Source organism: Polaribacter sp. KT25b (genome assembly GCF_900105145.1).
Classification (GTDB): domain Bacteria; phylum Bacteroidota; class Bacteroidia; order Flavobacteriales; family Flavobacteriaceae; genus Polaribacter.
This window is the reverse complement of record NZ_LT629752.1, coordinates 1,761,554-1,783,332: the sequence shown is the minus strand read 5'-3', so window position 1 is coordinate 1,783,332 and position 21,779 is coordinate 1,761,554. Positions and strand designations below refer to the sequence as shown.

General features: G+C 30.7%; 19 protein-coding genes and 1 tRNA gene. 3 read left to right on the top strand and 17 right to left on the bottom strand.

Annotated features, from left to right (window positions below):
• Nucleotides 1-12 precede the first annotated feature (12 nt).
• Complete coding sequence (locus tag BLT70_RS07640; RefSeq protein ID WP_091893190.1) at nt 13-1,020, top strand: NADP-dependent oxidoreductase; 1,008 nt, start codon at nt 13-15, stop codon at nt 1,018-1,020.
• Nucleotides 1,020-1,199: a CPXCG motif-containing cysteine-rich protein gene (locus BLT70_RS07635; RefSeq protein ID WP_091893188.1), complete on the top strand. Its 180-nt coding sequence runs from the start codon at nt 1,020-1,022 to the stop codon at nt 1,197-1,199. Before BLT70_RS07640 ends, BLT70_RS07635 begins: the two co-directional genes overlap by 1 nt.
• 174 nt (nt 1,200-1,373) lie before the next feature.
• On the opposite strand, the gene BLT70_RS07630 is transcribed toward BLT70_RS07635, so the two are convergent.
• The 9 genes from BLT70_RS07630 to BLT70_RS07590 form a co-directional block, all read right to left on the bottom strand.
• Nucleotides 1,374-2,078: a pseudouridine synthase gene (locus BLT70_RS07630; RefSeq protein WP_091893186.1), complete on the bottom strand. Its 705-nt coding sequence runs from the start codon at nt 2,076-2,078 to the stop codon at nt 1,374-1,376.
• Between the two features lie 22 nt (nt 2,079-2,100).
• Nucleotides 2,101-3,321, bottom strand: coding sequence for a multidrug effflux MFS transporter (locus BLT70_RS07625; protein ID WP_091893185.1), 1,221 nt, complete (start codon nt 3,319-3,321; stop codon nt 2,101-2,103).
• Between the two features lie 96 nt (nt 3,322-3,417).
• The gene (locus tag BLT70_RS07620; protein WP_091893183.1) at nt 3,418-3,807 is read right to left on the bottom strand and encodes a DUF805 domain-containing protein; all 390 of its coding nucleotides are present in this window, start codon (nt 3,805-3,807) and stop codon (nt 3,418-3,420) included.
• Between the two features lie 18 nt (nt 3,808-3,825).
• Nucleotides 3,826-4,185, bottom strand: a complete 360-nt coding sequence (locus BLT70_RS07615) for a DUF805 domain-containing protein (protein ID WP_091893181.1) — start codon at nt 4,183-4,185, stop codon at nt 3,826-3,828.
• A 41-nt stretch (nt 4,186-4,226) separates the two neighbouring features.
• Nucleotides 4,227-5,561, bottom strand: a complete 1,335-nt coding sequence (locus tag BLT70_RS07610; RefSeq protein ID WP_231962842.1) for a DUF58 domain-containing protein — start codon at nt 5,559-5,561, stop codon at nt 4,227-4,229.
• A gap of 165 nt (nt 5,562-5,726) precedes the next feature.
• Complete coding sequence (locus BLT70_RS07605) at nt 5,727-6,731, bottom strand: MoxR family ATPase (protein ID WP_091893177.1); 1,005 nt, start codon at nt 6,729-6,731, stop codon at nt 5,727-5,729.
• A complete protein-coding gene (locus BLT70_RS07600; RefSeq protein WP_091893175.1) occupies nt 6,715-7,908 on the bottom strand; it encodes a hypothetical protein in 1,194 nt (397 codons plus the stop codon). Before BLT70_RS07600 ends, BLT70_RS07605 begins: the two co-directional genes overlap by 17 nt.
• A gap of 41 nt (nt 7,909-7,949) precedes the next feature.
• Nucleotides 7,950-8,660: a DUF4129 domain-containing protein gene (locus BLT70_RS07595; RefSeq protein WP_157691859.1), complete on the bottom strand. Its 711-nt coding sequence runs from the start codon at nt 8,658-8,660 to the stop codon at nt 7,950-7,952.
• On the bottom strand, nt 8,661-9,626 hold the full coding sequence (locus BLT70_RS07590) for a stage II sporulation protein M (RefSeq protein WP_091897526.1): 966 nt from the start codon (nt 9,624-9,626) through the stop codon (nt 8,661-8,663).
• Nucleotides 9,627-9,648: 22 nt separating this feature from the next.
• Here BLT70_RS07590 and BLT70_RS07585 point away from each other — a divergent pair, with 22 nt between their 5' ends.
• On the top strand, nt 9,649-10,461 hold the full coding sequence (locus BLT70_RS07585) for an RDD family protein (protein WP_091893172.1): 813 nt from the start codon (nt 9,649-9,651) through the stop codon (nt 10,459-10,461).
• A gap of 372 nt (nt 10,462-10,833) precedes the next feature.
• Here BLT70_RS07585 and BLT70_RS07580 read toward each other — a convergent pair whose 3' ends face one another.
• From BLT70_RS07580 to BLT70_RS07545, 8 genes are all read right to left on the bottom strand, one after another.
• Nucleotides 10,834-13,707: a type I restriction endonuclease subunit R gene (locus BLT70_RS07580; RefSeq protein WP_091897523.1), complete on the bottom strand. Its 2,874-nt coding sequence runs from the start codon at nt 13,705-13,707 to the stop codon at nt 10,834-10,836.
• Nucleotides 13,708-13,991: 284 nt separating this feature from the next.
• A complete protein-coding gene (locus tag BLT70_RS07575; protein WP_091893170.1) occupies nt 13,992-14,276 on the bottom strand; it encodes a GIY-YIG nuclease family protein in 285 nt (94 codons plus the stop codon).
• A 307-nt stretch (nt 14,277-14,583) separates the two neighbouring features.
• Complete coding sequence (locus BLT70_RS07570) at nt 14,584-16,071, bottom strand: restriction endonuclease subunit S (protein WP_197678384.1); 1,488 nt, start codon at nt 16,069-16,071, stop codon at nt 14,584-14,586.
• The gene (locus BLT70_RS07565) at nt 16,071-17,630 is read right to left on the bottom strand and encodes a type I restriction-modification system subunit M (protein ID WP_091893168.1); all 1,560 of its coding nucleotides are present in this window, start codon (nt 17,628-17,630) and stop codon (nt 16,071-16,073) included. Before BLT70_RS07565 ends, BLT70_RS07570 begins: the two co-directional genes overlap by 1 nt.
• A 349-nt stretch (nt 17,631-17,979) precedes the next feature.
• Nucleotides 17,980-18,061, bottom strand: a tRNA-Tyr gene (locus BLT70_RS07560).
• 515 nt (nt 18,062-18,576) lie between these two features.
• The gene (locus BLT70_RS07555) at nt 18,577-18,762 is read right to left on the bottom strand and encodes a hypothetical protein (protein WP_091893166.1); all 186 of its coding nucleotides are present in this window, start codon (nt 18,760-18,762) and stop codon (nt 18,577-18,579) included.
• Complete coding sequence (locus tag BLT70_RS07550; protein ID WP_091893165.1) at nt 18,749-20,338, bottom strand: carbohydrate-binding domain-containing protein; 1,590 nt, start codon at nt 20,336-20,338, stop codon at nt 18,749-18,751. Before BLT70_RS07550 ends, BLT70_RS07555 begins: the two co-directional genes overlap by 14 nt.
• 185 nt (nt 20,339-20,523) lie before the next feature.
• Complete coding sequence (locus tag BLT70_RS07545; protein WP_091893163.1) at nt 20,524-21,717, bottom strand: DUF1566 domain-containing protein; 1,194 nt, start codon at nt 21,715-21,717, stop codon at nt 20,524-20,526.
• Between the last annotated feature and the right edge of the window lie 62 nt (nt 21,718-21,779).

Genomic DNA, 21,779 nt, shown 5'->3' with positions numbered 1-21,779 from the left:
AAAATATCAGCAATGAACAACAAACAAATTATCTTTAAAAAACGTCCTTCTGGTGTTCCAGATGCTGCAACTTGGCAGTTAGAAACAAACCAAATTCCTGAATTAGAAGAAGGAGAAATTTTAATACAACAACATTATATTTCTTTAGATCCTGCAATGCGTGGTTGGTTAAATGACTCAAAATCTTATATTCCGCCAGTAGAAATTGATGCTGTAATGAGAGCTGGTTCTATTGGAAAAGTGATAAAAAATAATGGAAATCCTGATTTTGAAATAGGAGATTGTGTTACAAGTTGGGGAGGTGTGCAACAATATGTAATTACAGATGGCGAAGGTTGGTATAAAGTTGATACGCGTTTAGCGCCAATGCCAATGTATATTGGTACTTTAGGAATGCCAGGAATGACTGCTTATTTCGGAATTACAGAAGTTGGTAAAATAAAAGAAGGAGATATTGTATTGGTTTCTGGAGCTGCTGGTGCAGTTGGTAGTATTGTAGGGCAAATTGCAAAAATTAAAGGTTGTACTGTTATTGGTATTGCTGGTGGAAAAGAAAAATGCAATTATTTAATTAATGAGTTGGGTTTTGATGAAGCAATTGATTATAAATCAGAAAATATTTATTCTGCTTTAAAGAAAAAATGTCCAAAAGGAATTGATGTATATTTTGATAATGTTGGTGGTTTAATTCTAGATGCTGCTTTAAGTAAGTTAAGAATGCATGCCAGAGTTGTAATTTGTGGTGCAATTTCTCAATATAATAACAAATCTAAAATTTCTGGGCCAAGTAATTATTTATCACTTTTAGTAACTCGTTCTACCATGCAAGGTATGGTTGTAATGGATTATGCAAATGAGTATTCTAAAGCTGCAAAACAAATGGCAATTTGGATAAAAGAGGGTAAATTAAAATCAAAAGAAGATATTTATGAAGGTATTGAAAACTTTTATGAAACCTATAATAGATTGTTTTCTGGAGATAAAAAAGGAAAGCTTATTCTAAAAGTGATTGAAGATTAATGGAGCATTTTTTTCAATGCCCTTATTGTTGGGAAGAAATTTCTATGCTTTTAGAAGCCAATGTTCATCAGCAAATATATATTGAAGATTGCGAAGTTTGTTGCAATCCTATAGAAATTACAGCAACATTTAATCAAAATGAATTAATTGGTTTCGATGCTCAATCTATAGAGCAATAAATAAAGAAAATACAACTTTTATATAATTTATTTTTGAAGCTATTTCCTGCTTTACACTATATCTTTTTTTATTTGTAAATTCTGCTAATGCAGAAATTACAAATAAAAAAAGGATGCCGTTTCAATCAGGGCTAAACCAATTTACTAGCTTTTGGTTTAGCTTAAAAAGGCAAATTACGCTAATGGGTTTTTCCAAGAAAACACTTTAAATAAAGATATCCAATCTTCAGTAAAAGAAGCTTTTAAGGTTAGAGTTTTTGACGAAAAAGGATGTGTAAACTCTAGTTTTCCTGCGTGTAAAAAAAGGTTTTTCCATCCAAAGTTTTCATCAAACATTACATCATGATTTTTGTCACCATATTTTGCATCACCAATTAACGGGTGACTAATTTTATTGGTATGCACTCTTAATTGATGCATTCTTCCTGTTTTTGGCTTTAATTCTACTAAACTATAACGAGAAGAATCATAAGGTTTAACAGGAATGTTTAAAGTTATTTTTTCTAATGTTTTTAAATATGTTAAAGCATCTTTGTGTACGTTAGCATCTCGTCCTTTTACAGGAGTATCAATTGTTTTTGTATCTGGAGAAAATCCACGGACAACACCATAGTAGGTTTTCTGAATTTCATCATTGGTAAACAATTCTTGAAATTTAGAAATGAAATCTTTTTTTTTTGCCATTAAAATAATTCCTGATGTTTTTCTATCTAATCGATGAATAGGGTAGACTTTCAATCCCTTTTCATTCTCAATAATTTGTAGTAGAGAATCTTCATCAGCTACATTTCTAGAATGAAAAGCATGATGTACCAAAACATTGTTTGGTTTATTTACACAAAGAAGATAATCATCTTCAAAAATGATTTCTAAGCTCATTATTTTAGGAATTAAATTAGAATTAATTAGTTTTTAAGGCTAGTTTTAGTTTCTTTTCAGAAAACTTTAAATAAACTATAAGTAGTAATGCGATAGAGCCACAAACAAAAAAACCAATAAATAAAGGTAAAGCTCTAACACTTATAAAACTACCAATAAAAGTTGCAATTGGTACAGCCATTATTGTAGAGAAAAAGCCATTTATTGCAGCTCCAATTCCTGCAATATGACCAATAGGTTCCATTGCTAAAGCCCTCGTGTTTCCAAAAAGAAAGCCAATACTAAAGAATTGTAAACTAAAAAACGGAATTAAAATATAAATACTTGGATTTGTTTCTCCAGAAAAAAATAAGATATAAAACAAAGGAACTACAGTAAATAGAACTGTAAAAACAGAAACCAATTTAAACATACCAAGTTTAACTACTAGTTTTCCGTTTAAAAAAGTAGCTAAACCAATACTAATTGCTAAACCTGCAAAAATAAAAGGAAATTCTTCTTTTAAATTGTATTGCTCTTCAAATATTTGTTGACTAGCACTTAAATACACCATAAACGAACCTGTTATAAAACCAGAAAATATGGTAAAAATAACGGCATATTTATGTTTTAAAAACTCTTTTGCGCCTTCCATAAAAAGAGTGAACTTAAACTTCTTTCTATTTTCTAACTTTAATGTTTCAGGTTGTCGTTTCCAAACCCAAATCATAGTAAAAAAACCAAATATTAATTGACTATAAAATATTGATTTCCATCCATATAAATCTAACATAAGTTTACCAATAGCAGGTGCAACAACGGGTACTAAAATAAAAATAACAGTTATAAAAGACATCACTTTAGCCATATAATTACCACTAAAACGGTCTCTAACCATGGCAATACTTATAGTTCTTGGAGCCGAAAGCCCAATTCCTTGTAGTAATCTACCAACAATCATCATTTCTAAACTAGTTGCAAAAACACAAATTAAACTTGCTAAAGCAAAAACGATGAAACCAACATAAATAATAGGTTTTCTTCCGAAACTATCAGAAAAAGGGCCAGAAATAAGTTGACCAAAACCTAAACCTAAAAAGATCATTGTTATAAATAACTGATTATTTTTAGGATTAGTAATGTGTATTGATTTACTTATATCTGCAACTGCTGGCAATAAAGCATCTATTGCTAAAGCTACTAATGACATTAAAGATGCCATTACGATGATAAATTCTAATTCTGATTTTTGTCTAATTTTCACCGGGCAAAAATACTTTTATTTAAACTTAAAAGGTGTTTGAAACTCTTAAAGTTTATTAAAAAAAGCAACTAACTAACACTGTATAATTTACGGTAATTATTCAACTCCAATTTGGTTTATAACGTTATCGTTTCCAAATCCTTTGGGGTTTTCTCCCCATTTATTTACACCAGGTTCACTATCCATACACAATAAAACTAGTAACCAAATCCAACCAATAATAGGAAAAAATAATAGAAAGAAATACCAGCCACTTTTGCCCATATCATGTAATCTTCTTAATAAAACTGCTAAAGATGGAATGAAAACTATTAACGAATATATATACGAGGCAATTGTAAAGTAAAAAGTAGCAAAAGCAAAATCAAGAATAGAAAAAGTCCAAGAAATTAAAACGTTAAACAAAATAAACATCCAATATTCTTTACGTCTAGCTCTTCCAGAAAAGTCAAAATATTGATTAATTACTTTTAAGTACCAATTCATTATTTGTTATTAAGTTTATTAATTTTCTGTAATACCTTTGGGGTAAGGTCCCCATTTATTAAGTTTAGGTTCACCAAGCAAAATTAATAATATTAACAACCAAAACCAACCAAGAATCGGAATAAAAACAAAAAGAATATTCCAACCATTTTTACCAGAATCATGCAACCTTCTTAATAAAACAGCAATACTTGGAATTAATATTATAGCAAGAAAAATGTAAGGAACATTTGTTAAATCTGCATCTGTAAAACGATATAAATTGGTAAGTATCCAATAAATAAATATATTAGTAAGAAAGAAAACCCAAAACTCTTTACGTCTAGCTCTTCCACTAAAATTGAAATATTGATAAAAAGCTTTAAAATACCACTTCATAACTGGTTGATTTAGAATTAATTCATAAAAATACTAAAAATTTAAAAAAGACCTCTAGTTTTTAATTCTAAATATTTGTTAATCGTATTGCCTGTTAAATCGGCTGGTTTTGTTAATACAGACTGAATTCCGTATTTTTTTAGTTCATTTACAATTTGTTTCTTTTCATACATAAACTTTTCAGCAATAATTGTATCATATACTTCTTGAATAGTTTCTGCTTTTGCATTTGTTAAAATATCTAACTCTGTATTTTTAAAAAACACTACTAATACTAAGTGATTTTTAGCCAAAGCACGCAAATAGGGTAGTTGCCTATTTAAAGCATCGATAGTTTCAAAATTTGAAAATAAAATAAGTAAACTTCTATGAGTAATTTTCCTTTTTACAACAGCATATAAAGTACTAAAATCAGATTCTGAAAAGTTTGTTTTAATGTTATGCAAAGCTTCTGATATTAAACTCATTTGTGAGCTTCTTCTTTCTGCAACAACCCAATCTTCTAATTTTGTTGAAAAAGACAACATACCAGCTTTATCTTGTTTTCTTAAGATAATATTACTAATTGCTAAGGTTGTATTTACTGCATAATCTAATAAACTTAAGCCATTAAATTGCATTTGCATGGCGCGTCCTTTATCAATAATAGCGTATACAGATTGCGATTTTTCTTCTACATATTGATTTACCATTAATTGGTTTCGCTTTGCGGATGCTTTCCAGTTTAAAGTTCTAACATCATCACCAGAAACATATTCTTTAATTTGTTCAAACTCTAAAGAATGACCAATTCTTCGTACTTTTTTTGTTCCGTAAGAAATCGTTGAATTGTTAAATGCTTGAATATTAAAATCGCGTAACTTTAAAAAAGAAGGATAGCATTTTAGTTCTTTTTCTTCGCCTAAAATGTATTTTTTAGTCGCTAATTGTAAGCGAGAACTTGCATACACATTTACATTTCCAAAAAAGTAAACACCTCTTTCTTTGGGTGTTAAATTATAATGTATGGTTTTTTCTTGGCGTTGTTTTAATTGCTGATGAAAGAAAAAATCTCTTTTCTGAAACTGATAAGGCAATTCTTCAATTAATGATAAATGCGCTACAAATGGATAGTTGTTGGTAAGTTGTAAGGTTATTTTGTTTTCATCACCGTTTGATAAGCGCTCTGGTAAATAACGTTCTATTTGAATGGCGTTTTTTGTTTTGTAAAGTAAAAAGACATCAACAAAGGTTAAAATAGTTAAAACGAATAATAACACTTTCGAAACTTCAAAAAAGATAGGAGCAAAGAAGCCTACAACAAACAATATCGCAATGGTTGCTAAGGCATAGAAAAATCTATTGTTTAGAAATAATGTGTTGTAAAAGTGTTTCAATGTTTGTTTAATTGTGTAAATGTTTAATTGTTTTATTGTAAACCGTGTCATTGCGAGGCACGAAGCAATCTGTTTGTTGTTTAGTTCTACTAAATTAGAGACTGCTTCGTGCCTCGCAATGACATTTTTTACTTGCTAACCACTAAGTGCAACTACTAACTAAAACTACCTCGGAATCTCTACGGCTTCAATAATTTGTTCTATAATTTGTTTACTCGTTAAACCTTCCATTTCTCTTTCTGGCGTTACAATTACTCTGTGTTGTAATACGGGAATGGTAGCTCTTTTAATATCTTCTGGCGTTACAAAATCACGACCTTCAATAGCTGCAAATGCTTTTGATGCTGATAAAATAGCAATACTTGCTCTTGGCGATGCGCCTAAATATAAAAACGAATTTGTTCTTGTATTCACTACAATATTGGCAATGTATTTTAGTAAATTCTCTTCAATTTTAATCTGTTTTACCAAAGCTCTGAATTCAACAATTTTAAAACCGTCAATTATAGTTTCTATTTTGCTGTCTTTGGTGGTGTTTTCTAGCGCTTGCTCTCTAATTATAATTTCTAATTCTTCATCAGCACTAGGATACTCTACAACTACTTTAAACAAAAAACGGTCTAATTGCGCTTCTGGCAATCTGTAGGTTCCTTCTTGTTCTATTGGGTTTTGAGTGGCTAAAACAATAAAAGGTTCTAGCATTTTATAGGTAAAACCATCGATGGTTACTTGCTTTTCTTCCATCACTTCAAACAAAGCGGCTTGTGTTTTTGCAGGCGCTCTATTAATTTCATCAATTAAAATCATGCTAGAAAATATAGGGCCTTGTTTAAACTCGAATTGAGAGGTTTGCACATTAAAAACAGAGGTTCCTAAAATATCCGAAGGCATTAAATCTGGTGTAAACTGAATTCTACTAAAACCAACATTTATTGTTCTAGAAAGTAGTTTTGCGGTGATGGTTTTTGCTACTCCAGGAACACCTTCAATTAAAACATGACCATTGGCAAGCAACGAAACTAGCAATAAATCCATCATTTCTTTTTGTCCTACAATTACCTTTTGTAATTGCTGTTTTATCTTAAAAACACTCTCTTGTAATTCGGCTAAATCAATTCTATTTTCAAAAGATAAGTGCTCTGAATTTGTTTCGTTATTTGGTTGTTCCATGTGCTTGTTTATTAAAGAAAGTTTCAATCATTTTATGTAAGACAAGTAGTTCTTCTTTAGAACATTCTGACCTTTTATGTAAAGTGATAATTGTATTTATTAAATAGTTTGTATTTTCAATTTTATTACCTGATTTCGCTGCTAAATGCTGAATGAATTCTTTGTTTAAATTGTTGGTATTTAGCAAGTATTTTGTTCTTACTTTTTCTAAGAAATAGGCAATCTTTTTATCCGCTAAATTCTTATGATCGTCCTCTTTTAAATACAAACTAGAAATGGTTTGTGTAAATGCCACAGTGGTATTATCTAAGGGATTGATAATAGGAATTGCGCGTTGTTTTCTGCGAGCATTAAACAACATAAATAACAAAACACCCCCAAAAGAAACAAATAAAAACCAAGTTAGCGTTTTGTGCTGTAAAAAGAATTTAAAGATCGATTTGTTGTCGTCGTCAGAAGAATCTGCATAGTTACTTTTTTTAATCTGCGGATCCCAATACACTGTGTTTTCTGGCAAATAAGAAAATACATTTTCTACATAATTTTCTTTGTCTTTTAATAAGTAATAATTGGTAAATACAATCGGATTCGTGTGTATATAGATCTCGCCAAAACCGTGATAAATTTTTATAAAGTTGGGTATTTTTTCTCCGTCAATCTTTGTGGTTCCTAAAACGATTGTGGTTTTCTCATTATAGGAAACCACATAATTTCTACGGATGTTTCTATCAAAAGTAAAAGTTTGATTATCAAAAGACTCATTTTCTAAATGGAATTCACCTTTTAATTCTTTTAAATTTTCAACTCCATAGACATCTTTGTCTAAATTGTTCGTTTTAAATGCTAACTGTTCTCTAAGTTCATCAGAAAAATAATTGAGTGCTAAAAAAGCAGTATTTCCGCTATAAACGAATCCTAATAAATAACTTACACCATCATCCGTTAATTTATTCGTGTTGCTCTTTATACAAATATAATTGGAAAGCTTGTTTTTATCAATATTATTTTTATCAATTAGAAAATCGTATAAATTCTCTTTTAAGTAAACAATTTCTTGATTTTTAAATAGTTTATCTGCTTCATTATACACAATATAGGTGCCAAAAGGACTTTTCTCCTTTTCTCTAAAGTTCTCATCCCAATTGGTTTCTTTACAACTAGTTAGCTGTAAAATCATCCCCAAAAATAGCAGACTTTTTAGTATGTGCGTTGGTATTTTCAAAGAATCTGGTTTAAAAACGATTGATATTTTTGCTGTGCTGCTTTAAAGTTCTGTGCGTCAATGGGGAACTCTCCATACCAAACATAACTATATACGTAAGAAATGTAAGAAAATTGACTTCTTAGTGCTGTGTTTTCTATCTCAAAAAGGTATTCTGAATTGGTTTTATCTTTATGATACGCAATCATTTTTTTGGTTGATAAGCCTTTTAAAGTAGTAAGATAATAATACCGAATTGCCAATCTAAAATTTTGATTGTCAATTGCTTGTTGTAAAAGTGTTGCTAAGTCTACATCATGAATGTCTTCATCTTCATAAATTAATTGCTCTTTTTTTCTTTTGGATACATTGTTGGTTTTCCAAAATTGATAATCGAAACCTAATACTATTTTTAAGATGATAAAGATGATAATTCCGCCTAATACATACGGAAATATGTTACTCATAAAGAACACTAAACCTTGTATAAAACCCAAATCAAAAGGAGCTGAGTTGTCTTTTTTTTCAGGCACATTTTCTTTGTATTGGAAATCTTCATCCGAATATTTATCTTTTAAATTGGATGAAAATGTTCTTTCTTTACTAATATCCGTGTTTTTAGTATAAACGATGGTATCTGCTTTTTCTACAACAATTGTATTGAGATCTTCTTGTGCATGCACAAAAAAGGTCATCAATAAAAGGAGGGAAGCGATACACTTTTTCATTTATCGAAGTCCGTGTTTTTTAGCAACTACAAATGGTAACACCAAATAATAATAACTAATGGTTATAAGACTGAAAACAATAATAGCAAAACAAAAAATTGTAGGCATGGTGTTGGAATACCGTGTAATATATCCTTCTAAAAAAGCAGCCATAAGTGTAAACGGAATGGTACTTATAAAAATATAAAAAGCATCTCTCATTCCTATTTTAAAAGACTGAAAACGTTTTAAAGTTCCTGGAAATAAAATACTTGCCCCAATAATATAGCCTGCAGCAGCTTCAATAATCATCCCAAATATTTCGTAGGTTCCGTGAATCCAAATGCCTTTTAAACTATCAAATAAACTGTTATATTGATAAAAAAAAGCTTGAAAGACCGCCACCATAATAGCGTTGTATACAATATAAAATCCGGTACCGATGCCTAAAAATAAGCCCGATAAAAACATCGATAAGCCCACTCGTTGGTTGTTATCATAAATGCCAATAAAAGTACCCCAATTGCTACCGCTTTTGTAAATTGCCATCGCATCGCCACTTTCTATATTCTCTAAAGTCTGATCTACATAGGTATTTCCTAGTATTTGACGTGCAAAAGACTCGTCATTAAAAGTAGAAAGCAATCCTATAAAGAAACAGATAAAAAAGAAAATAAACGAAATGTAAAAGTATTTTCTGTATTTGTAAGAGAGTAGTGGCACTTTATGTAAAAAGAAGCTCATAAATACATTCTGGTCACTTCTTTTTGAATCGTATACTTTATGAAAACTAGTTTTCGCTAACTTATTTAAGTAGCTAGTAACCTTGCTTTTAGGGTAATATGTTTGCGCATATACCAAATCGTTCATGATTTTAATATGCAGGTTGGCAACGTCATCTGGACTTTTTTTCTCTTTATTTGAAAAACTTAGTTCGAATTCAAGCCATTTTTCTTTATTTTGCTTTATAAAAGCGACCTCTCTCATATAGAGCGAATTTACTACTTGCATGAAAACACTCCAAATAAAAACGGCACAAAATGTAAATATAAAATTTACTGTGGCTACAGTATTTCAGAGGCTATTTGCTTTTTCTATAGACAATCTTTTAAAATTTGCTTATTTCTATTTTGCCTTTAAATTTTTTGGTTTTAGTTCGTTAGATACTTCTTTAAATGGAGATGGCTGGACCATTAAAGCGATAGAAGTGTTGTTTTTAGTGCCCATTACGTTTTACTCGCTATACACAGAAATTTTAATGGATGGGCAAACCATTGGTAAACGCTTGTTAAAACTAAAAGTGATCAATGTAGATGGCTTTAAACCATCGATTACTGATTACATTATGCGTTGGTTTTTAAGAATTGTAGATTTTAATTTGTTTTTATTGCTGTTTGTGTATGTGGCTTCTTTAGGATTAAATGAACATACTGGATTGTTGGTTGTGCTTTTTCTATTCGGAAAAATGGTAGGATTCTTTCTGATTTTATTTACCAATAAAAGTCAACGATTTGGAGATGTGATTGCAAATACCATCGTTATTTATTTAAAGGATGATGTACAATTCTCTGAAACCATTTTAGAAGATATCAAAGAGAATTATGTACCAACGTATGCAAATGTGATTAAGTTGTCTGATAATGATATGCGTATTATAAAAGAAACTTATAAAACGGCTGCCAAACATAATGATTATAAAACGCTTATAAAGTTACGTTCTAAAATTCTAGAAGTAACTGGTATCAAGTCTGTACATAATAGCGATTTAGAATTTATAGATACCGTTTTAAAGGATTATAATTATTATACGCAAAGTATGTAGGAGTATTGGTTTTAAAATATTCTATTTTACATAATATAAATTATAGTACGTATACATAGTAATTTTTGTATAGCCGTTTTTCAGGCTATTTACACATAATTGTAGATATAGTGCCTTTAGGTCTATATCGTCAACAATTATGTTAAAAGAAATTACGGCTATTTAATTTCTAGCTTTTAAATGATTGCTATAAATCTCTATTAACTAACGATAAACATTGTTATTGGGGTGTTTTAAAATTCGTCAACAAGTGTTAATTGTATTTTCGTAGAATCTCATACTTGGTAATCTGTTTATTGGGTAGTTTTTTAATCATTTATTTTTGAATTACTACTAAAATTATAGTATATCGAGTGAGATTTGTTATTAATTTTACCCAACCATACCCGTAATAAAAACATCAATAAATGTTTTCATTTTTGTTAATATTCTATCACCAATTTCACGGGCTTTTAAAATGCTTGGTCTATTGTCTAAACATTTAAAAATGTCTTGTCTAATAGGTTCTTGACCATTATAAGTATAACTTTGTATCAAAGCATTAAACTGTTTTTGGTCTAAATGTTCATCTTCACAAATTTTAGACAATGCTTTTACTTTTTCTTCTTTCCAATAATTTTCAAATTCGTCGGTAATACTGTCTGCATCTGTAATATGAGGTAAATTTTCTTCAATAAATTTTTCTATCAATTCTCTTTTACTTCTTAATTTTACATTACCACCTAATAAATCGATAATTGCTTTTTTCTGTTTTTGAGCTTCTGTTTTATCTTTTACTTTTATTTTAGATAATAACTGTAAAATATAAACGATATTTATTTCATCTCTATGAATTAATTCTAACTCAAAATCTACATCGTTTAAAATAGATGTTTTATGGGTTCTTCTTTGTTCGTCTACAAAATCTTTAATATCTAAGTATTCGCTTTTATAGTTTTCAAATGTTTGCTCATCAATATCTAAATTTTGCCAGTCGAAATCTACATAAGATTCTAGAACGTTTTTTGCTCTTAAAAGCCTTCTAAACGCTTGTACAAATTGAAGCTTTTGCTCCTCTCCTACTAAATTATCTACACTTTTGTGTGTTGGTGCAATTGTTAATAACGCTTTTAAGGTTTCATCAAATTTTGTAGCAATGTCTTCATAAGGTGGCATAATTATAGTTTCATTGGCTTCTTTATTAGAAAACAATGTAATGGCTTCATCTGTATCCTTTTTTAAGTTTCTAAAACATACAATATTACCTTGAGATTTATTTTCTCCTAATATTCTATTGGTTCTAGAAAAAGCCTGAATTAAACCATGTTGTTTTAAGTTTTTGTCTACATACAAGGTATTTACTTTTTTAGCATCAAAGCCAGTAAGCATCATATTTACAACAATAACAATGTCTAAGCGGTCTTTAGCATCATTAAAATTCTTCTTTTCTCGTTCTTTTAAACGCTTGCTAATGTCTTTATAATACTCTTCAAATAATTTACTGTCTTTAGTTGAAAAACCAGTGTTGTACATTTTGTTATAATCTACAATGTATTCATCTAATTTTTCTCTAGAATGGCTAGATTTATAGCTTAGTTCACTTTCTGCAGCAACATCCAATTCATCGTCGGGTAAATAATCTTGGGCATCTTCATTTGCTTCATTTGCTCCATAAGAAAAAATAGTTGCTATTCTTAAATTGTGTTCGCCAGCAATTTTTTTAGCTTTAAAAATATCGTAATATTTAATTAAACTTTTAATATTACTTACAGCAAACAAAGCAGAAAAATGTTTGTTATCTGTTTTTGTACTGTGGTATTTAATAATATAATCTGCTATTTTTTCTAAACGTTTTTCGTCTTTAAAAACTTCTGTTTTGTCTATATCTTCTACATCAATATCTAGTAATGTGTTGCTTTTCTTTTTGTAACGCCCTATATATTCTATTCCAAATTTTAAAACATTACCATCTTCTATTGCATCTGTAATTACATATTTGTGCAAACATTTACCAAATAGGTCTTTGGTGGTTCTTTTTCCTAAATTGTTTTTAGAAGCATTGTCTGCAAAAATGGGTGTTCCTGTAAAACCAAATAATTGCGAATTTGTAAAATAGTCTGTAATTAGTTTGTGCGTTTCTCCAAATTGACTTCTATGACATTCATCAAAAATAAGGACTACTCTCTTACTTTTTAAATCTGCTAATTGCTTTTTATAATGCTCTTTAGAAATAGCATTGTTTAATTTTTGAATGGTTGTTAAAACTAATTTAGAATCGCTTGCGAGTTGTTTTACTAGGTTATGGGTGTTTTTGGTAACATCTACACTATCTTTTTTAAAAGAATTAAATTCATTCATGGTTTGATAGTCTAAATCTTTTCTATCTACCACAAACAACACTTTGTCCACTTGTGGCAAATCCATAATAATCTGACTTGCTTTAAAAGAGGTTAAAGTCTTACCAGAACCAGTAGTATGCCATATATATGCATTGTCTGTTGTGGTTTCTACTTGTGCTACTAACTTTTCTACTGCATAATATTGGTAAGGTCTTAAAACCATTAAAATTTTATGCGTTTCGTTTCTTACAATATACTTGGCAATCATTAACCCCAAATGATTTGGGTTTAAAAAAGCATTGGTAAAATCTGGTAGTTCTTTAATATTTTTATTGTGTACATCAGACCAGAAAAAGGTTTGTTTTACAGACTGTAACTCATTATTAGCAAGGTATTTTGTGTTTACGCCATTACTGATGATAAACAATTGTACATATTGAAATAACCCACGATTAGACCAAAAAGAATGTTTTTGATAGCGATTAATTTGATTAAAGGCTTCTTTTATTTCTAAACCACGTCTTTTTAACTCTATTTGTACCAAAGGCAAACCATTGATTAAAATAGTAACATCATATCTGTTTTTATAAGTACCTTCTTGGGTGATTTGATTGGTAACTTGAAATAAATTGTCTGTCCAAACTTCACTATTAAAAAAACGAATGTAAGTAGCTTCTCCTTTATCATTCTCAAACTGAAAACGTCCTCTTAAGGTTTTAGATTTTTCGAATACATTTCCTTTTTCTAAATGGTTTAAAATCTTCTCGAATTCTTTGTCTGAAAAAACACAGTTATTAAACTGTTCTAGTTGATGTTTTAAATTAGCAACCAATGCATCTCCATCTAAAACCGTTACATTTTGATAGCCTAAACCTACTAATTGTTTAATTAGGTTGTTTTCTAGTTGTAATTCTGATTGTTTACTCATTTCTTTTTCTTTTCTCACTCGTCATTTCGAGGCACCCAATTAATACTCGTCATTGCGAGGCACGAAGCAATCTGTTCGTTGGGTTTCTTGCTTTTTATTAAAACTCGTTTTCACTTTCTATATGTTCTCACTCTTGCGTTCTCACTCTTGCGTGGGATTGCTTCATTTCGTTCCTCATTCGCAATGACACGTTCTCTTCTGTCATTGCGAGGAACGAAGCAATCTCTAAGTCTCAATTAACAGATTGCTTCACTCCCACTGCGTTTCGTTCGCAATGACTTGTGCTACTCATAATACAATTCTTCCCATTCTGGATTTATACTTTCTATTAATGCAATTTTTCGTGCTCTATTTCCTGCTTTTAATTGCTTTTCTCTTGCAATAGCATCACCTATCATTTGAAAGGATTCAAAATACACCAATTTATCTAAATTATACCTAGCGGTAAACGATTTTTTATCAATTTTTGCTTTGTGTTGTTTTATGCGCTGTTCTAAATTAGCAGTTACACCAATGTATAATGTGGTGTTGTTTTTATTGGTTAATATGTAAACGAATCCTGGTTTCATTTTTTTTCAAGTGTCATTGCGAGGCACCCAATTAACACTCGTCATTGCGAGGCACGAAGCAATCTGTTCATTAGGTTTCCTGCTTTTTATTAATACTCTTTTCACTTTCTATATGTTTTCACTCTTGTGTTCTCACTCTTGCGTGGGATTGCTTCATTCTTCGCAATGACTTACGCTACTCGTCATTGCGAGGAGTTGCGAGGAACGAAGCAATCTGAAGCAATCTGTTTGTCTATTTAGAGATTGCTTCATTTCGTACCTCATTCGCAATGACATCTTGCTTGTCATTTTGAGTTTACGAAGCAATCTAAACAAACATTTGCTGCAACAAACCTTTTTTAAACGCTTGTGTTTTGTCTATTTGTGTTTGTACGTTTTCTATTTTAGTATCGATGGCACTTAAATAAGTGGCTATTTTTTGTTGTTCTTTTAGGGATGGAAGACTTATTTTAAATTTTGATGTTGCTCCAATACCAAAGAAATTCATTGCGCTTCCACTATCTTGAGATCTAACCTGCTTCCTAACTTTAAAAGAATTCATTGAATGGTACAAAAAAGTACTTTCTATAATATTCATATCAACTCTTAATAACGTTAATTGTGGTCCAATATTTCCGTGAGAAATTGTTGTATCAACAAAAGCAATAGCACCTACATTTGCTCCTCGATTTGTAAAAAGCACATCATTTAACATTAAATGTGCTTTTTTTAATTCTTGATGTTTTTTAATAGGTATAAAATCAATTTTATTTGAAATGATTGAACCTCCAGTACCCAATGCTTTTGAAGTTAAAAAAGGAATACCTATTTCTATAAACTCATTTGTTTTAGGGTATGATGCTCCATAATTACCATCTTGAATTTTAATACAAACCTCACCCAACCTCTTCTCTTCCCAATCAGGAAATTTCTTATTGTTATCAAGAGATTGCTTCGTGCCTCGCAATGACGGTGTGGGTTTAAAACGCAATTGCTGACTAAACAATTGTTGCATCACTCCTTTTTTGTAGTTGGCTAACAATTCCTTTTTTTTGTTGAGTTGTTGTAGTTTGGTATCTACTGCTGTTAAAAATGTGGCTATTTTTTGTTGTTCTTTTAGGTTTGTTAATTTGATTAAAACTTCACTTAAACTGTCTTGACCAACATTATACCTTGTACTTCCACCACTTTTCGTTGTTATCTCTTTTCTTGCTGATGAAGTTTTTAGTAAATAATTAATAAAATATGGATTATAATCTACTTTTTTTCTTCCTCTAATTACAAATCCACCAAATACAGCACTTTTATTTTTATCAACATAAACATTTGCTTGACCTACTTCTTCTCTTGTTTCTGAACTTCTTTGAAAAAGCACATCTCCATAAATAACTTCATTTTTTTCAAGTTCTTTATCTGTTATCTCTACTTTTCCAAAAATTGAATCATAAGTAATTACAGATTCTCCAATAATATCAAGAACGTTAATGAATTTTATTCCTGTACCATATTTTTCTTTATCAGAATTTAAACCATTTTTAAAGGTAAATAAATCACCTAATGTAGTTTTTATCCATTCACCTTCAAACTCTTTAAAACGAAGTTTAGGAACTAAAGAAAGAGATTGCTTCGACGAAAAGTCACGCAATGACGCGTTTTTATTAGTTTCGTCATTGCGAAGCTCTTGTTGCGAGGTACGAAGCAATCTTGCTGAAGCAATCTCTTTTTTATTGGCAGATTGCTTCACTCCGTTCGCAATGACGTTTCCCTCTGTCATTGCGAGGCACGAAGCAATCTGTTTGTTATTTTCTTTCGTCATTAAAAAGGTGTTTCAATATTTAATTCTTTACAGAAATTGGCAATGGTTTGGTCTGTTGTTGCCATATCTTTTTCTAAGGCTTTTAAATCCGAAGAAACATTGAAAAGATCTATAGCTTCTTCTTCTTCAAAAGTATCTACATAACGTGGTATATTTAAATTGTAATCGTTTTCTTGTACTTCTGCTAAACTCGCAACATAACTATATTTGTCTTTGGTTTGCCTTGTTCTATAGGTTTCAATAATGTTTGATAAATGATTGTCAGTCAAGACGTTTTGTGTTTTTACTTTTTCAAAATCGTTACTAGCATCCACAAATAAAATATCTGTAGTAGGTCTGTTTTTTTTCAAAACCAAAATACACGTAGGTATGCTTGTACCGTAAAAAATATTAGAAGGCAAACCAATAACGGCATCCAATTGGTTTTTATCTTCTATTAAATATTTACGAATATGTCCTTCTGCTGCTCCTCTAAACAAAACCCCATGAGGCAACACACAAGCCATGGTTCCAGTATCATCTAATTGATAAATCATGTGTTGTACAAAGGCAAAATCTGCTTTACTTTTGGGTGCCATTTTTCCGTAAGGCGAAAAACGCTCATCACTAATAATACTATCTGGATTCCATTTTGCAGAAAAAGGCGGATTGGCAACTATGGCTTCAAAACGTTGGTCTCTATGTTTTGGTGATGGATTTACAAGTGTATCTTCATTATAAATATCGAACTTTTTGTAATGTACATCGTGCATAATCATGTTCATTCTACACAAGTTGTATGTTGTTGGGTTGCTTTCTTGTCCAAAAAAAGCACCAACTTCTTTAACTTCTTTAGCAACTCTTAATAGTAAAGAACCAGAACCACAAGTTGGGTCGTACACAGATTTTAAACGCTCTTTATTGGTGGTTACCAATTTGGCTAATATTTTAGATACTTGTTGTGGGGTGTAAAATTCGCCTGCTTTCTTCCCTGCTCCAGAAGCAAACTGACCAATTAAATACTCGTAAGCATCACCCAATACATCATTTTCATCGTTTTCTAAATCAAAATCAATGCCTTGTAAATGCACTAACACTTTTACAATCAGTTCGTTTTTAGCTTCTTCTGTTTTACCAAGTTTACTACTGGTTAAATCTAAATCTTCAAAAAGGTTTCCAAAATCGTCTTCAGATTCACTACCCATAGTACTTTGTTCAATATTAGTGAGTACTTTTTGTAAGTCCTCTAAAATGAATTTATGTACGCCACCAGAGTTTCCTCTTTTAGCGAGTTCATCAAACAATTCCGATGGATGTAAGAAATACCCTAAAGCATCTAAAGACGAAAATTTTATTTCTTGTAGTAATATTTCTTCTTGCTCGTTTCCTAAAACCTCGTTATAAGTTAAGTGATCTGGTTGCAAAATATAATTAGCATGCAAGCTCATTTTTTTACTTAAATATTTGTAGAAGATAAAGCCTAGTATATAATCTCTAAAATCATCTGCGTCCATATTACCACGTAAATCGTTGGCAATATTCCACAAAGTTTGTTGTAATTGTAGTTGGTTTTCTGACATTTAAATGTTGTAGTTGTAATTAAAAGATTGGTTGACTACTTAAGGTAATAATACCTTTAAAGTAGTTTTACAAACTAGCAATTTATTTTTTGTTTAAAATTAGTAAAATTGATAGAACTACCAAGAGAATAATGCATCATTTTATAATAATTATACAACTGTCATTACAAAGAAGAAACGACTGAAGTATTCTGTTGGTTATAAAACTTAGATTTTGATTTGTTTTTCTTAATGGCTAACTTATAATAACGAGCGCATGAGTGTCAATCACTAAGATTATATTTACTAGTATCTAGTAATAAATGAAAAGAAGTTGCATTTTTTTTATGGCAAAAAAAAAGGTAAATTGTGGGGAGAGCAGGATTCGAACCTGCGAAGACGTAGTCAACGGAGTTACAGTCCGTCCTCGTTGGCCGCTTGAGTATCTCCCCTTTATATTTATTATTTTAAAGAACCTTTTTTCTTAAAGACAGCGAATATACAATGTTTTTATAATTGTACAAATAAAGTATTATTATTTTTTTAATTACATGTTTTAACCTACTAAAATGAGGTTTCGAGGGTATTTTAAACGTGTTGCAATTGCATTTTTTTGAGAAAGTTTTTTGAGCACAAAAACACCTTTTAAAACATTGTATTATAGTGTTTTGAATTGAAAAACACCTATAAATTTAATCGTATTTAGTGACACATCCTGACACACTGTGACACACTATGACACATTTTGACCTGTATTGACTTCTCTTGACACAAAATAGCAGTTTTTAAGGGGTTTTGTTCGAGTCTTGTTCGAGTTCTTGTTCGAGAACGATAGTAGTCTATTTTTTAAAAATAGATCATTTACCGAAGGAGACTCGAACAAGACCCAAATAAGACAGGGGGAGCAACAATTTTTTAGTGTCGTTAATAATTAGAGATAGTTCTCTTATAAAATTAGAATTAGGTATTATGTAATACTATTTTCAATAGCATTTTTAAGTACAGAAGGTTCGCTACCCTTACCAATACTTAGTAGTTTTGAACCTTTTATAGGAATGCCGTTAAAAGGTCTGCTATGCACCTTACCATCTGGAGTACGTTCAAAATACGCAAAACCAGTTATAATACCTGTTACAGATTTATCTTCTACCACCACCTTCACCTGTAGGCCCCATATCTCCACCTATTTGTGTAACTGTACTATTTATAGTAAAGTAATCGCCAGTATTTGATCCTCCGGTATATGTACCAGCGCTGTATAAACCGTTTGTTTCGGTACCATTGCTTACACTACCACCTGTATATATGTAATATGTTTCTCCTGTTTCTAATTTTGCATTGGCATATATAATGGTATTTACCGTATATGGCACTTCAAAAGTTAAGGCTTCCGTACCATCTTCTGATTGAATATTTAATAGCTGATTTGCACTAACTCCATCAAAAATAACTGAATTTTGAGTACTTGCACTCGCTGTAGGAAAGGAAGTATTTAATCCTAATCCTAAAATGGTTCCTCCTGTAATTTTAAAAGTGTCGTCGTCGCAATCAAAACTACCATCAGGTTCATCTGTTCTAGTTGTTATTGCAATAGTAGTACCGCCTGTAATGGTAATTCCTGCATTACTATCTATAGCATCATTAAGAGTAGTATATGCATAGATATTACCACCATTGATGTATAAAATTCCGTTTGCATTAATAGAATCATCATAAGCATTAATGTTTATAGTTCCGTCATTAATTGTCATAATTGCCTTTGATTCTATTCCTTCTCCTGCTGAAGAGTTAATTTCAAAAGTTCCGCCATTTATCGTTACATTTGGTGTAATCGTATCATCTGGTTCGTCTTCTTCATCAATGTCGTAAGAAGCAGCAATACCATCATCTCCAGTATTAATTGTAAATGTTCCGTCGTTAATAATAATATAACCTTCCTCACAATCCATTCCGTCACTATCTGCTGTTAAATTAAGTGTACCACCATCTACAATAATATAATCATTAGTATGTATGCCATCTGTATCTGCAGAAACTGTAATTGTTCCGCTAATTACTCTAATATAATCATCACTTGCAATACCATGTTTGTAGTTTCCTTTAACATTTAATGCTCCTGTACCACTAAATACCAATTGTCCCTCACTAAAAAAAGCAGCTTTGGCATCTTCATCATCAGGTATATTGCTGTAGCTTGATGCATCTGTTAAGTTATTGGTACCCTCTAATACCACAAAAATGGTTTTTGAAGTTTGAATATTAATTGCAGGACCATCTGCATTTGTAATACTTAAATCCTTTAAAGATAATTTGAGTTTTTTATCACTATAAATTTTTAACATCCCATCAGAAGTTGTTCCTGAAATTTCGTAAGCCACTTCGGATATCGTAGAATTAATAGTTACTTCGGCACCATCTTGGGTAATTACCACATTATCAGGAACCGGATTTGTAATGGTTGCCGATGTATTAGAAAACACAATTTGTATGGTATTTGCAAAAGTGGCATTTTCTACTAAATCACCCTCATCTGCACCTGTGTTATCAGTGTCTCCTTCTGCAGTACCAGATGTATTTGTATCTGTTATAACTACATCTTCCGATAGTGAGACTACTAAACTTTCTTCGTTTTCATCACTGCTACATCCTGTAAATATTGCTATTATCAAGAATAATAGTGAAAATAGACCTAAACTACTGACTTTGTTTTTTAAAGCTACATTTTTCATTTTTAATTATTTTATTATGCTTATACTAGTTTATAAATTATAATTGCTACTTATCTAGTAAGTATGTTATTTTAGATGCACTTACTCATTAAAACTTGTGTATACTTTGTTAAAAAAAGCATAAAAAAAAAGGTTGTTATTAAAACTTTAAGACAACCTTATAAAACAAATTCAGCAAAAAATATTTAATTAAAATCTCTAACCAACCTTACATAATTCTTTATTCTTAAGGAATCTGCAGCATTTACAGATTCTAAAAGATAATCTTCAATTTTTCCAGATTTAGGATCAGAACGTTGCGCACCTGCACCATGCCAATCATAATATTCTGTTGCGCTACTATTATCTTTACTATATGCTTTTCCGAAAGCCACATAACAAGCGGTGTATTTAAAATCGCCTTGTGTTGTACTAGACCAAAACCAACTATCTTCTGTACATTCAAAAAAGTTTTCGTCAATTGCAGGAAATGTTTTTTTATCATAATCTACAATACTCTGTAGCTCTTTGGTATTAGGTACTCTCCAATCTTCATAACCTGCTATTTTGCGATTTTTTGCAACTTGTAAAGCCTCAGCCCAATTGTAAGTTTTACCATTGTCTGCTTTTTGCCACATTAATCCCGTTGCTTTATCGGTAATTGTTCCATTTTTATTATCAACAAAATTATTAACTCCGTACACATTTTCTTTTCCTCTAACTGCTCTTACGTTGTTTCCTGGATCATGAACACCTTTGCTGCCATCAAAATACAAACCTGTTTCATAGGCTTTTATATGTCCGTCGGCAAAATTGAACCCGAAAGCACCTTCCATTTTTATATTCTGTAAAGGGCCTTTTACATATTTAGTACTAGACCAATATTGCCCTGCAAAAGGCATTCTCTTATCGTATTCAAAATCAAAATAATCTGTGTTTAAATACGGTTGTGATTTTTCTAAATCTTGCGGATATAATTCGCCATTAGAATTAAGAAGTGAATACAACTCTTTGATGGTTGGCATTCTCCAATCTGTATAACCTCCAATTTCTAGATTTTCTACATAATTAAAAGCATCATAAAAATTATGACGTTTAAAATCTGGTGTTTTCTGCCACATTAAACCAGTATTTAAATCTGTTACGGTGCCATCTCCATTATCTTGATATGAAGATTCTATTCCTTTAAATTGTGCATCTTGACCGTAAAATGCATCTTCTTTACTAGGTTCATCAATTTGATTACCTTCGTTATCATAAAATTTATCCTGCCCCGTATCAGTTAGAACAAAATGAACTTTATTTAAATTAGTGTTTGCTTTTTTATGCTTTGAGGTATTACATCCTATTAAAGACAAAGCAGCGCAAAAACTAGCGACTTTTAAATATTGTGTTTTCATAATATTATTATTTAACTGTTAGTACTTCTTTTATAATTTGATATATGTTATTAACCTGTTTT